Genomic DNA, 12,449 nt, shown 5'->3' with positions numbered 1-12,449 from the left:
TCGGAATCTGGCTAAGCCCGTCCCGCAAGCGGGATGGGCCTGCTCGTCAAAGCCCGCCCAAGGCCAGGTCGATCAACGCCATGGTCGACGGATCGAAGCCCTGCGGCCCCTCCGCCTCGATGGACCTGGCGATCTCCTTGCCCAGTTCGACCCCGAACTGATCGAACGGATTGATTCCCATCAGCACCGCATTGGCGAAGGTCCGATGCTCGTAGAAGGCGATCAGCGCCCCCAGCACCTCCGGCGTCACATCGTCCAGCAGGATGGTGGTCGAAGGCCGGTTGCCGGGATAGGCCCGCGCCGGATCAGCGTCATTCTCCTTCCCCCGCATCAAAGCCGCCCCCTGCGCGAAGCAGTTGACCAGCAACGCCCGATGATGCGCCGGGTCGAGCGCATGGCCCGGCTCGATGGAGGCGATGAACTCCACCGGCGTCAGGATCGTCCCCTGATGCAGCAACTGGAACACCGCATGCTGCGCGTCCGTGCCAACCCCGCCCCAGGTGATCGCCGCCGTCGGCCCGTCGACAGGCTTGCCGTCCCGCGTCACGCTCTTGCCGTTGCTCTCCATCTCCAGTTGCTGGAGATAGGATGGCAGCAGCCGCAGCCTTTCATCATAGGCGAACAAGGCCCGCGTCTGGCACCCCAGCACTCGCGCATAATATTGGTCGACAAAGGCCGCGATCAGCGGCGCGTTCCGGCCGGGATCATTCAACCGGAAATGCCGGTCCATCGCCGCCGCGCCCTCCAGCAGGCTCTCGAACGCATCCCACCCCAGCGCCAGCGCCGCCGGAAAGCCGATGGACGACCAGAGCGAATAGCGCCCGCCCACGGACTCCGCGAAGGGCAGCACCCGCGTCTCGTCCACGCCCCATTCGATGGCCTTGTCCGGCGAGGCGGTCAGCGCGATCACCCGGCCATAAGGATCGTCCACCCCCGCCTCGACCATCCAGTTGATCGCGCTCGCGGCGTTCAGCATGGTTTCGGTCGTGGTGAAGGTCTTGGATGCCACGGCGATCAATGTCGCTTCCGGATCGAAGCGCGAAATCGCCCGTTCCAGCGCCGTGCCGTCGACATTGGACACGATGGCGACGTCATAACGCGCCCCGTCCCCGCCCAGCGCATCGACGATCAGGTCCGGCCCCAGCGCCGACCCGCCGATGCCGATATGCAATATATGCCGGATCGGCCCCAGCGCCTCGCCCTCTATCGCGTCGATCAGCGCCCGCATCCGCGCATGGAACATCTTGGCCCGCGCCACGCTGTCGGCATTGCCCTCGCCCCGCTCGGCGGGATGCTCGGCGGCGCGGCCCTCGGTGTTGTTCACCGCCTCGCCCGCGAACAGCGCGTCCCGCTGCGCGGCAAAGCCCTTCTCCTCCGCCAGCTTCAGAAAGCCCGCGAACAGATCGTCAGTCAGATGCGTTTTCGACCAGTCGAAACGGATCGGCCCCTGGGTCAGCGTGAACTTGCTCAGCCGGTCGGGATCGGCGGTGAAGATGGCCTTGAGATCGGCCTGGGGAAGAGCCGCGAGCGCTGCCAGTGCAGGGCTGGACATTGGGGAATATCCTCTTGTTTCGCCGTTGATCGATACCGACGCTGCACCTGTCGATTCTTGCCCATCCTAGCCAAGTCGTTCCGCTATTGCACCGTTTGGACAGAAAATTCAGGTCGCGAAGGGTCATCGGGTGATGATCGCTTGGTCTCTAGCCTGCTTGACGGCGGCTTTACGAACCCGCAAAAGCCGCGACGGCCTGTTTTCAGGGCGAATTGAAGGAAAAGACGACCAAAGCATGAGCGCAAAATCCGAAACGCGGGATTTCCTCTGGTTTCTCGCAAAGCTGGCGGTGTTCGTCTTCGTCCTGCGCAGCTTCATCGTGTCGCCCTTCAACATCCCGTCGGAATCCATGCAGCCGCGGCTGCTGATCGGGGATTATCTGCTGGTGGCGAAATGGCCCTATGGCTATTCGCGCTATTCGCTGCCCTTCGGCATTCCGCTGATCCCCGGCCGCATTCTCGCCTCCACGCCGCAGCGGGGCGACGTCGTGGTGTTCAAGGCGCCGCCGAACCAGAAGAACGACTATATCAAGCGCGTCATCGGCCTGCCCGGCGACATGATCTCCGTGCGCGGCGGCACCGTCTATCTGAACGGCCAGGCGATCCCGAAGCAGAAGGTGGCCGACCTCGTCATCCCCGTCACCCCCAATATGGAGGATGCGGCGGCCAGGGAGGGCAGCCCCTCCCCCTGCTACCGCCCCAAGTTCGAGGAACCGCTTGCGGGAGGCGGCCGCCAGTGCCGCTACCCGCAGTTTCGCGAGACCCTGCCCGGCGGCAAGAGCTACAATGTCCTCGACCTGGTGCCGGACGGCGCGGCGGACGACCGCGACACGGTGGTGGTGCCCGAAGGCCACCTCTTCATGATGGGCGACAATCGCGACCGCAGCGCCGACAGCCGCTTCCCGGCGGTCGACGGCGGCGGCATCGGCCTGGTGCCGGAGGAAAATCTGGTGGGCAAGGCGATGATCTCCGTCTTCTCGACCGACGGCAGCGCCAACTGGCTGCTGCCCTGGACTTGGGTGTCCGCGGCGCGCTGGAGCCGCATCGGGGAAGGCTTTTGACGAAAGCGGACACCGAAGGCTGGCTGAAGGCCCTGATCGGCCACGCGCCGAAGGACCGGACGGCCTTCGCCCAGGCGCTGACCCATGGCAGCGCCCATGCGGTGAACTATGAGCGGCTGGAGTTCCTGGGCGACCGCATCCTGGGCCTGCTGATCGCGGAGTGGCTCTACGACCGCTTTTCGGGCGAACCCGAAGGCAAGCTCTCCCGCCGCTTCAACGCATTGGTGTCGGGCGAGACCTGCGCCGAAGTCGCCCGCGGCGCCGGGGTTCCGGCGCATCTCATCCTTGGCAAGCAGGCCCGCGACGACGGCGCCGCCGACAGCGACAATGTGCTGGGCGACGTCATGGAGGCGCTGATCGGCGCACTCTATCTGGAGGGCGGTCTGGAGGAAGCCCGCACCCTGGTCCGCCGCCTCTGGGCCGACCGCGTCGACACCCAGGCAAGCGCGCCCAAACATCCCAAATCCGCCCTCCAGGAATGGGCCGCCGCCAACAAGCGCAAGCCCCCGGAATATGCGATGACCGACCGCTCCGGACCCCACCACGCCCTGAAATTCACGGTAACGGTCAGCATCAAGGGCGCAGGCGAAGCAAGCGCGACGGGCGGTTCCAAACAGGAAGCGGAAACCGCAGCGGCAAAGGCCCTGCTGGACAAGCTGACAATCTGAGCGACTTTTATGATATGGCGTTCTCCTGCGTAGGCAGGAGCCCAGTTCAGCCGTTTGACCTGGGTTCCTGCCTTCGCAGGAACACGCTTCGCTTTTGTGAAACGGAGTAATTTTTGGACCTCGATCTCGACAATCAGCGCTGCGGCGTCATCGCCATCGTCGGCGCGCCCAATGCGGGCAAATCCACCCTGGTGAACGCGCTGGTCGGCCAGAAGGTGGCGATCACCAGCCCCAAGGCGCAGACCACCCGCACCCGCGTCATGGGCGTGGCGATCGAAGGCGACGCGCAGATCGTGCTGGTCGACACCCCCGGCATCTTCCAGCCCAAGCGCCGCCTGGACCGCGCGATGGTGCAGGCCGCCTGGGGCGGCGCGCAGGGCGCCGACCTGATCGCGCTGGTCGTCGACGGCAAGGCGGGCCTCGGCGCCAAGATGGAACCGATCGTCGGCGCCCTCGCCGCCCGCCCGGAAAAGAAATGGCTGATCCTCAACAAGGTCGACATCGCCATCAAGGAAAAGCTGCTCGTCCACACCCAGCGTCTCTACGAACAGCTCGACATAGCGGAGACCTTCTTCGTCAGCGCCGCGACCGGCGACGGCCTTCCCGAACTCAAGACCGCCTTCGCCAGGGCCATGCCCGAAGGCCCCTGGCACTTCCCGGAGGATCAGGTCTCCGACGCCACCGACCGCATGCTGGCGGCGGAAATCACCCGCGAGCAGCTATACCATCAACTCCACGCCGAACTCCCCTATGCCGCCGCCGTCGACACGGAAAAATATAGCGAGCGGGACGACGGATCGGTCGAAATCCACCAGCAGATCCTGGTCGGCCGCGCCAGCCAGCGCGCCATCGTGCTGGGCAAGGGCGGCCAGCGCCTCAAGGAAATCGGCTCGAAGGCCCGCGCCGAACTGGCGAGCCTACTGGGCGTCAAGGTCCACCTCTACCTCCACGTCAAGGTGAAGGAGGATTGGGAGGACGACCGCTTCATCTACCGCGACATCGGCCTGGACTGGGTGGAGTAAAGTTCGCCCTCCACTGAGCTTGTCGAAGTGGCTTCGGCTGCGCTCAGCCAGGCCCTTCGACTTCGCTCAGGGCGAACGGAGGTAGAGCTTTACTCCGCCGCCACCTTCTTCTTCGCAGGCGCCTTCTTGGCAGCGGGCTTCTTCGCCGCCGCTTTCTTCGCCACCGCCTTCTTCCCCTTCTTCGCCGGCGCGGCAGCAGCCCGCGCATCGATCAACTGCGCCGCTTCCTCCAGCGTCAGGGCGTCCTGCTCGATCGTCTTGGGCAAGGTCGCGTTGGTCGTGCCGTCAGTCACATAAGGCCCATAGCGCCCCGCCATCAGCTTGATCTCGGCCTCCGTGCGCGGATGCTTGCCCAGCACCTTGAGCGGCTCCCGCGATGAAGCCCCGCGCCCGCCCCTGTTCGCCGCATCCGCCAGCTTCGCGACGGCGCTGTTCATCCCCACCTCGAAAATCTCGGCGGTGGAGGACAGCCGCCCATATTTGCCGTCATGCAGCAGATAAGGCCCGAACCGCCCGATATTCGCCACGATGGGCTTCCCCGTCTCCGGATGCAGCCCGATCTCGCGGGGCAGGCTCAGCAGCTTCACCGCCCAGTCCAGCGTCAATTCGCCATCGGGCAAATCCTTGGGAATGGACCCGCGCTTCGCCTCCTTGCCCTCGCCCATCTCGAGATAAGGGCCGAAACGCCCGGATTTCCGGACGATGTCCTGCCCGGTCTCAGGATGCTTGCCCAGCACTTCCGGCCCGCTATCCTCGGCCCCGTCCTTGCCCCCCGGCTGCCCGAACTTCCGCGTATATTTGCATTCGGGATAGTTGGAACAGGCGATGAACGCCCCGAACCGCCCGCCGCGCAGCGACAATTGCCCGTCGCCGCACATCGGGCAGGCGCGGGGGTTGGACCCGTCCGCCTTGAGCGGAAACAGCATCGGCTCCAGGAACTTGTCCAGTTCCGCCGTGATGTCCGACGGCTTCTGCTCCATCACCTCGGCGGTCTTGGGCTTGAAATCGCGCCAGAAGGCTTCCAGCACCGCCTGCCACTGGGCGCGCCCGCCGGAAATATCGTCCAGCTCCTCCTCCAGCCCCGCCGTGAAGTCGTAGGACACGTAACGCTCGAAGAAACGCTCCAGGAAGGCCGTCACCAGCCGCCCGCTCTCCTCCGCGAAAAAGCGGTTCTTCTCGATCCGCACATAGTCGCGGTCCTTCAGCACCTGCAAGGTCGACGCATAGGTGGAGGGCCGCCCGATCCCCAGTTCCTCCAGCTTCTTGACCAGCGACGCTTCGGAATAGCGCGGCGGCGGCTGGGTGAAATGCTGTTCCGCCGTCACCTTCCGCTTCGCCGGGGCATCGCCCGCCGCCATGCGCGGCAACAGCTTGCTGTCGTCGTCCTCGCCATCGGCGGAGGCATGTTTGCCGGAGCCGCGCTCAGGATCGTCCCGGCCTTCCTCATAAAGCGCCAGGAACCCCGGAAAAATGACGACCTGCCCCGTGGCGCGCAGCCCATGCTGCCCGGTCCCGTCCACCAGATCGACCGTCGTCCGTTCCAGCCGCGCCGACGCCATCTGGCTCGCCAGCGCCCGCTTGAAGATCAGGTCGTACAGCCGCGCATGATCGCCCGATCCCACCTTGTCCCGGTAAAATTCGGTCGGTCGGATCGCTTCATGCGCCTCCTGCGCATTCTTCGCCTTGGTCTGATATTGACGCGGCTTTTCGGGCAGATAGCCGCCGTCATAACGCTCCGCTATCGCCTTGCGCGCCGCGGAGATGGCGCTGCCGTCCATCTGCACGCCGTCGGTACGCATGTAGGTGATCGCGCCATCCTCATAAAGCTGCTGCGCAATCCGCATCGTATGGCTGGCGGAAAAGCCCAGCTTGCGCGCCGCCTCCTGCTGAAGCGTCGAAGTCGTGAAGGGCGGCGGAGGATTGCGCGAAACCGGCTTGGTCTCGACCTTCTCGACGGTGAAGCGCCCCGCCTCCACGTCCGCCTTCGCGGCCATGGCGTCGCCTTCCCGGCCGATGGTCAGCCGCTCGATCTTCTCGCCGCGCCACTTGACCAGCCGGGCAGTGAAACCCTGTCCCGCCTGCTCCATTTCCGCCGCGACCGACCAATATTCCTGCGGCACGAAACTTTCGATCTCGCGCTCCCGCTCGACCACCAGCCGCAGCGCCACCGACTGCACCCGCCCCGCCGACTTGGCGCCCGGCAGCTTGCGCCACAACACCGGCGATAGCGTGAAGCCGACCAGATAATCCAGCGCCCGCCGCGCCCGGTAGGCGTCGATCAGATCCTCGTCCAGCGCGCGCGGCTGGGCCATCGCCTCCGTCACCGCCTGCTTGGTGATCGCGTTGAAGGTCACGCGGTCGACCTTCTGCGGCAAGGCCTTCTTGGCGCGCAGCACCTCCTGCACATGCCAGCTTATCGCCTCCCCCTCGCGATCGGGGTCGGTCGCCAGGATCAGCCGGGTCGCCTTCTTGGCTTCGTCGGCAATGGCCTTTAGCTGCTTGCCCTTGTCGCCATAATTTTCCCAACTCATGGCAAAGCCGTTGTCGGGGTCCACCGACCCGTCCTTGGGCGGCAGGTCGCGAATATGCCCATAGCTGGCCAGCACATGGAAATCGCCGCCCAGATATTTTTCGATGGTCTTCGCCTTGGCCGGCGATTCAACGATGACAAGCTGCATTCAAGCCCCGGTTCAAATTGTCTCTCACGTACACGCGCGAGTCTGAAAGCTGTTTCCGCCCCCCGTCAAGCCGCCGCGATGCAGGCGGCATTCCGCACGGTCAGGACGCCCGTCACGACAGGCTGACCTTCCCGCCCGCATGCCGTTCCAGCCGGGCGGCGAGTTCCAGTTCCAGCAGCACGGTCTGCACCACGGCGGGGCCAAGGCCCGACAGCCGGATCAGTTCATCCACCGGCACGGGCGCCGGCCCCAGCAGCGCGACGACCGACGCCCGCTCCCGCTCGGCCACATCGCCCGACGGCGGCTCGCCCGCAAAGTCGCCTCCGGCTTGCCGGACCATGCGCGGATCGATGGCGCCGATCGCCTCGATCACGTCGGCGGCGTTCTGGATCAGCACCGCGCCCTCGCGGATCAACTGGTTGCACCCCTGGGCGCGGGGATCGAGCGGGGAGCCGGGCACCGCCATCACCTCCCGTCCCGCCTCCCCCGCCAGCCGCGCCGTGATCAGCGAGCCGGATTTGGGCGCGGCCTCGACCACTACGGTGCCCCTGGCCAGCCCGGCTATGATCCTGTTGCGCGCCGGAAACTGCCGGGCCAGGGGCTGCGTGCCCGGCGGATGCTCGGTGACGAGCAGCCCTTGCTCGGCCAGCCGCTCCTGCAACTCCGCATTTTCGGGCGGAAAGGCGATGTCGATGCCGCAGGCGATGACGGCGATGGTGCCGCTCTCCAGCGCGCCCCGATGCGCGGCCGTATCGATGCCCCGCGCCAGCCCGGACACCACCACCGCGCCCCGCTGCCCCAGTTCCTGCGCCAGCATGCGGGCGAACCGGCACGCGGCGGCGGAGGCATTGCGCGCCCCCACCATCGCCACGCATTCCCGCGCCGCCAGCGACACGTCGCCGCGCACGATCAGAGCGGGCGGCGCGCCCTCCATCTGGTCGAGCAGGAAGGGGTAATCGGCATCGCCCATGATCAGGTAGCGGGCGCCGGCCGCCCGGCTGCGGGCGATTTCCTGCTCGATTATCTTCGCGTCGACGATGCTGGCCTTGCCGCCGCCCCGCGCCGCCATGTCCGGCAGCGCCCGCAAAGCCTCGCCCGCCGTGCCGAAGCGCGCCATCAACTGGCGGAAGGTGACAGGGCCGATGCGCGGCGAACGGATCAGGCGCAGGCGGTTGAACCGCTCCTGCTCGCTCATTCCCCGGTCGAAGCCTTTTTCGAAGCGCCCACCTTCGGCTCGGTGCCCCTTAGGAGGCGCGCGATATTCTCCCGGTGCCGCCACAGCACGATCAGCGCCAGCGCCAGCGCGACGGGGACCAGGTCGATCCGGCCGAAGCACCACATGGCGACAGGCGCGCTCACTGCCGCCGCCATGCCGCCCACGGAGGACCATTTCGTCCCGAACAGCGCCCCAAGCCACACGACCGCGAAGACGATCCCGGCAGGCCAGTAAAGCGCCGTCACCACGCCCATCATGGTCGCCACGCCCTTCCCCCCGGCAAAGCGCAGCCAGACAGGATAGCAATGGCCGATGAAGGCCATGCCCCCCGCCATCGGCCCGCCTCCCTCGACCAGCGCCGCGCCCACCAGCACAGCCGCTCCGCCCTTCAGCAGGTCGAGCAGCAGCGTCGCCGCCGCCAGTTCCTTGCGCCCCGTCCGCAACACGTTGGTCGCGCCGATATTGCCCGACCCGATCTTGCGCAGGTCGCCCGCCCCGGTGAAGCGCGTCAGCAACAGCCCGAAGGGTATGGAACCCAGCAGATAACCGATCAGCAGGACGAATGCGGGAAGAAGCCAGGGAGGAGTCATGATCTCGCCGAAATAGTTGCGGCGCGACCATAGCGCCCCCAACGCGCCGGGCAATGGCGAAGGCGACATATATGGAAACCCACCCAATTCCTCCCCATCGCAGATGGGGGGGGGGACCATTCGCGAAGCGAATGGTGGAGGGGAAATCCACAGGTCACGCCCCACCCCCTCCACCAACCTCAACATGATCCCCCTCCCCCATGTTGACAGGCCCGCCCCATCCCGCGACATGTCGGACCATAATGACAGTCGCACCCCAAGCCCCCCTGCTGTTCTTCGATTCCGGAGTCGGCGGCCTTTCCATCCTGGCCCCCGCCCAAGCCGCCCTGCCCCATGCCCCGGTCATCTATGCGGCGGACAGCGCTGGCTTCCCCTACGGCACAAGGAGCGAGGCGGAGATCGCCGCCCGCGTGCCCGCATTGCTGGGCCGCCTGGTCGAACGCTACCGCCCGCGCCTGGCGGTCATCGCCTGCAACACCGCCTCCACCATCGCCCTGCCAGCAGTCCGCGCCGCGCTGGACATCCCCGTCGTCGGCACCGTTCCCGCGATCAAGCCCGCCGCCCTGCTCTCGCAAAGCCGGGTCTTCGGCGTCCTCGGCACCGACGCCACGGTACGCCAGCCTTATGTGGACCGGCTCGCCGCCGAACATGGCTCCGACTGCACGGTCCTGCGGCATGGCTCGGCTGCCCTCGTGCAACTGGCCGAAGCGAAATTGCGCGGCGAACCGCTGGACCCTGCCGTGGCGCGCGACGCTCTGGCCGGACTGCTGGACCAGCCCGGCGGCGACCGGATGGACATAGTGGTCCTCGCCTGCACGCATTTCCCGCTGGTCGAGGCCGAACTGGCCGCCGCATCGCCCCGCCCGCTCCGTTTCGTGCACGGCGGTGAAGGAATTGCCCGCCGCATCGCCTATCTGACCCAGGGGCAGCCATGGCCGTCGGAACCGCTCCCCGGAACCGCCGTCTTCACCCGCCTGGACGATAGCGTCGAACGGCTCCGCCCCGCTCTTGAAAGCTATGGCCTGCAAAGGATAGAGGGGCTTTGAAGGGGTGGACCTTTGGTCCAATCGCAAGCCTTTCTATCAGTGTGATAGGTAATTCTCCCTAAGGCTGCGAGCGGTTATCACTGGTAATAGGCCGAAACAGCGGATAAATGCCCCTCTAAAGAGGGGATGCGGGAACAGGGACTGGGCGTTCAAGTGAACTACAAGCACATCTTCACGCAGGCGATCGACCGGCTCCATAGCGAAGGTCGCTATCGGGTGTTCATCGACATCCTGCGCAACAAGGGCGCCTTCCCCAACGCCCGCTGCTTCCACGGCCATAACGGGCCCAAGCCGATCACCGTCTGGTGCTCCAACGACTATCTCGCCATGGGCCAGCATCCCAAGGTCGTCGCCGCGATGGAGGAGGCGCTGCACGATGTCGGCGCAGGCTCCGGCGGCACCCGCAACATCGGCGGCAACACCCATTATCATGTCGATCTGGAAGCGGAACTCGCCGACCTGCACGGCAAGGAAGGCGCGCTGCTCTTCACCTCCGGCTACGTCTCGAACGAGGCGACGCTGTCCACCCTGGCGAAGATCCTGCCCGGCTGCATCATCTTCTCCGACGAGCTGAACCACGCCTCGATGATCGCGGGCATCCGCAATTCGGGCTGCGAAAAGCGGGTGTTCCGCCACAATGACGTCGACCATCTGCGCGAACTGCTGGCCGCCGAAGACCCCGACGCGCCCAAGCTGATCGCCTTCGAAAGCGTCTATTCGATGGACGGCGACATCGCCCCCATCGCGGCGATCTGCGACCTGGCGGACGAATATAACGCCCTCACCTATCTGGACGAGGTCCATGCGGTCGGCATGTACGGCGCGCGCGGCGGCGGCATTTCCGAACGCGACGATGTCGCCCACCGCCTGACCATCATCGAAGGCACGCTGGGCAAGGCGTTCGGCGTCATGGGCGGCTATATCGCGGCCGACCAGATGATCGTCGACGTGATCCGCAGCTATGCGCCCGGCTTCATCTTCACGACATCCCTGTCGCCGGTGCTGGTCGCGGGCGTGCTGGCCAGCGTCCGCCACCTGAAGCAGTCGAGCGAGGAACGCGACGGCCAGCAGGCGTCCGCCGCGACCCTCAAGCGGCTGATGGCCGAAGCGGGCCTGCCGGTCATGCCCTCGGTCACGCACATCGTCCCGCTGATGGTGGGCGATCCGGTGAAGGCCAAGCGGATCAGCGACATATTGCTCGCCGAATATGGCGCCTATGTGCAGCCGATCAATTACCCCACCGTCCCCCGCGGCACGGAACGCCTGCGCTTCACCCCTGGCCCGGCGCACAACGAAGAGATGATGCGCGAACTGGTCGACGCCCTGGTCGAAATCTGGGACCGCCTGGAACTGGAATTCAAAAAGGCCGCCTGACAACCGCATTCCCCCTCCCGCAAGCGGGAGGGGGCTAGGGGGTGGGCCAACGCAACGCCCGAGGCAAATCCTCTTCCATCCTTCGAACAATTCACCCCGCCTGCCGGGCCTCCTAACGGTGCCAAGCGCAACGCCACGCCGCCCCGCGCCCCCACCCACCCCGCGGCCATGCAAAGCCCCTTGCGGAACCAACCCGCCTCCCTCACCATTTCAGACAGCCATGCCCCACTGGATCGAACCCCACCCGACCGGCATCTATGTCCGCCCGGCCGATGCCTGGATCGATCCGTCCGTCCCTCAGGAGCGCGCCCTCGTCACCCACGGCCATGCCGATCATGCGCGGGGCGGCCATGGCCATGTGTGGGCGACGCGGGAGACGCTGGCCATCATGGCCCTGCGCTACGGCACTACATCCGGCACGGCGCTTGCCTATGGCGAAGAAATCCGCATGAACGGCGTCACGATCAGCTACATCCCCGCCGGTCACGTCCTCGGCTCCGCCCAGATCGTCCTCGACCATGCGGGCGAGCGCGTCGTCGTCACCGGCGACTATAAACGCCGCCCCGACCCCACCTGCCAGCCCTTTCAGCCCGTCCCCTGCGACATTTTCGTCACCGAAGCCACCTTCGGCCTCCCCGTCTTCCGCCATCCCGACACCGGCAGCGAAGTCGACCGCCTGCTCGCCGCCCTCCACGCCAATCCCGACCGCTGCGTGCTGGTCGGCGCCTATGCCCTCGGCAAGGCCCAGCGCCTCATCAGCGAACTCCGCGCAAGAGGACATCACGACCCCATCCACATCCACGGCGCGCTCGACCGCATGTGCGCCCTCTACGCGCAATTCGGCGTCGATCTGGGCGAGCTGCGCCCCGCCACCGACCAACCGGCCAAAGAGCTGCGCGGCCGCATCGTCGTGGCGCCCCCCTCCGCCCTCAACGACCGCTGGAGCCGCCGCCTGCCCGATCCGATCACCGCCATGGCGTCGGGCTGGATGCGCGTCCGCCAGCGCGCCCGCCAGCGCAATGTCGAACTGCCCCTCATCATCTCCGACCATGCCGACTGGGACGAACTGACCGACACCATCCGCGAAGTCGCCCCGTCGGAAACCTGGATCACCCACGGCCGGGAGGAAGCCCTGCTCCACTGGTGCATGACCCACCAGATGCGAGCCCGCGCGCTGGCCCTGATCGGCCGCGAAGACGAGGATGAGGGCTGATGGTCCCCACCGCACCACATCCGTTCGTTT

10 protein-coding genes are annotated in these 12,449 nt (G+C 66.5%); 6 read left to right on the top strand and 4 right to left on the bottom strand.

Going from position 1 to position 12,449, the window contains the following annotated elements; all coding sequences use genetic code 11:
- Window positions 1–46: 46 nt before the first annotated feature.
- Window positions 47–1,552, bottom strand: a complete 1,506-nt coding sequence (pgi, locus tag L286_RS33575) for a glucose-6-phosphate isomerase (protein ID WP_020820772.1) — start codon at window positions 1,550–1,552, stop codon at window positions 47–49.
- A 235-nt stretch (window positions 1,553–1,787) separates the two neighbouring features.
- Between pgi and lepB the strand changes: the two genes are divergently transcribed.
- The 3 genes from lepB to era all read left to right on the top strand — a co-directional run bounded on the left by lepB (window position 1,788) and on the right by era (window position 4,302).
- The gene (gene lepB, locus L286_RS33570; RefSeq protein ID WP_007685824.1) at window positions 1,788–2,612 is read left to right on the top strand and encodes a signal peptidase I; all 825 of its coding nucleotides are present in this window, start codon (window positions 1,788–1,790) and stop codon (window positions 2,610–2,612) included.
- Window positions 2,609–3,280, top strand: coding sequence for a ribonuclease III (gene rnc, locus L286_RS33565; RefSeq protein WP_020820771.1), 672 nt, complete (start codon window positions 2,609–2,611; stop codon window positions 3,278–3,280). Before lepB ends, rnc begins: the two co-directional genes overlap by 4 nt.
- 113 nt (window positions 3,281–3,393) lie before the next feature.
- Window positions 3,394–4,302, top strand: a complete 909-nt coding sequence (gene era / locus L286_RS33560) for a GTPase Era (protein WP_020820770.1) — start codon at window positions 3,394–3,396, stop codon at window positions 4,300–4,302.
- An 89-nt stretch (window positions 4,303–4,391) separates the two neighbouring features.
- Here the strand turns inward: era and topA are convergent, their stop codons facing one another.
- The 3 genes from topA to plsY all read right to left on the bottom strand — a co-directional run bounded on the left by topA (window position 4,392) and on the right by plsY (window position 8,786).
- Window positions 4,392–6,980 carry a type I DNA topoisomerase gene (gene topA, locus L286_RS33555; protein ID WP_020820769.1) on the bottom strand — a complete coding sequence of 863 codons (2,589 nt, stop codon included), beginning with the start codon at window positions 6,978–6,980 and terminating at the stop codon, window positions 4,392–4,394.
- Between the two features lie 112 nt (window positions 6,981–7,092).
- Window positions 7,093–8,175: a DNA-processing protein DprA gene (dprA, locus tag L286_RS33550; protein ID WP_020820768.1), complete on the bottom strand. Its 1,083-nt coding sequence runs from the start codon at window positions 8,173–8,175 to the stop codon at window positions 7,093–7,095.
- Window positions 8,172–8,786 carry a glycerol-3-phosphate 1-O-acyltransferase PlsY gene (gene plsY / locus L286_RS33545; RefSeq protein ID WP_025161032.1) on the bottom strand — a complete coding sequence of 205 codons (615 nt, stop codon included), beginning with the start codon at window positions 8,784–8,786 and terminating at the stop codon, window positions 8,172–8,174. The genes dprA and plsY overlap by 4 nt, the downstream gene beginning before the upstream one ends.
- A 242-nt stretch (window positions 8,787–9,028) precedes the next feature.
- Here plsY and murI point away from each other — a divergent pair, with 242 nt between their 5' ends.
- The 3 genes from murI to L286_RS33530 all read left to right on the top strand — a co-directional run bounded on the left by murI (window position 9,029) and on the right by L286_RS33530 (window position 12,419).
- Window positions 9,029–9,832: a glutamate racemase gene (gene murI / locus L286_RS33540; RefSeq protein WP_020820766.1), complete on the top strand. Its 804-nt coding sequence runs from the start codon at window positions 9,029–9,031 to the stop codon at window positions 9,830–9,832.
- Window positions 9,833–9,985: 153 nt separating this feature from the next.
- Window positions 9,986–11,206 carry a 5-aminolevulinate synthase gene (gene hemA / locus L286_RS33535; protein WP_025160536.1) on the top strand — a complete coding sequence of 407 codons (1,221 nt, stop codon included), beginning with the start codon at window positions 9,986–9,988 and terminating at the stop codon, window positions 11,204–11,206.
- A gap of 220 nt (window positions 11,207–11,426) precedes the next feature.
- Complete coding sequence (locus L286_RS33530; protein ID WP_020820764.1) at window positions 11,427–12,419, top strand: ligase-associated DNA damage response exonuclease; 993 nt, start codon at window positions 11,427–11,429, stop codon at window positions 12,417–12,419.
- The last annotated feature ends 30 nt before the right edge of the window (window positions 12,420–12,449 follow it).

The sequence above is a fragment of the Sphingobium sp. HDIP04 genome (assembly GCF_000445085.1).
Classification (GTDB): Bacteria; Pseudomonadota; Alphaproteobacteria; order Sphingomonadales; family Sphingomonadaceae; genus Sphingobium; species Sphingobium indicum.
The sequence above is the reverse complement of the archived record's forward strand: the minus strand, read 5'-3'. Positions and strand labels throughout refer to the sequence as shown.

Excerpts from the sequence above, each read along its gene's own strand:
- pgi (WP_020820772.1), bottom strand. The coding sequence starts at position 1,552 with ATGTCCAGCCCTGCACTGGCAGCGCTCGCGGCTCTTCCCCAGGCCGAT.
- lepB (WP_007685824.1), top strand. The coding sequence starts at position 1,788 with ATGAGCGCAAAATCCGAAACGCGGGATTTCCTCTGGTTTCTCGCAAAG.
- topA (WP_020820769.1), bottom strand. The coding sequence starts at position 6,980 with ATGCAGCTTGTCATCGTTGAATCGCCGGCCAAGGCGAAGACCATCGAA.
- dprA (WP_020820768.1), bottom strand. The coding sequence starts at position 8,175 with ATGAGCGAGCAGGAGCGGTTCAACCGCCTGCGCCTGATCCGTTCGCCG.
- plsY (WP_025161032.1), bottom strand. The coding sequence starts at position 8,786 with ATGACTCCTCCCTGGCTTCTTCCCGCATTCGTCCTGCTGATCGGTTAT.
- murI (WP_020820766.1), top strand. The coding sequence starts at position 9,029 with ATGACAGTCGCACCCCAAGCCCCCCTGCTGTTCTTCGATTCCGGAGTC.
- L286_RS33530 (WP_020820764.1), top strand. The coding sequence starts at position 11,427 with ATGCCCCACTGGATCGAACCCCACCCGACCGGCATCTATGTCCGCCCG.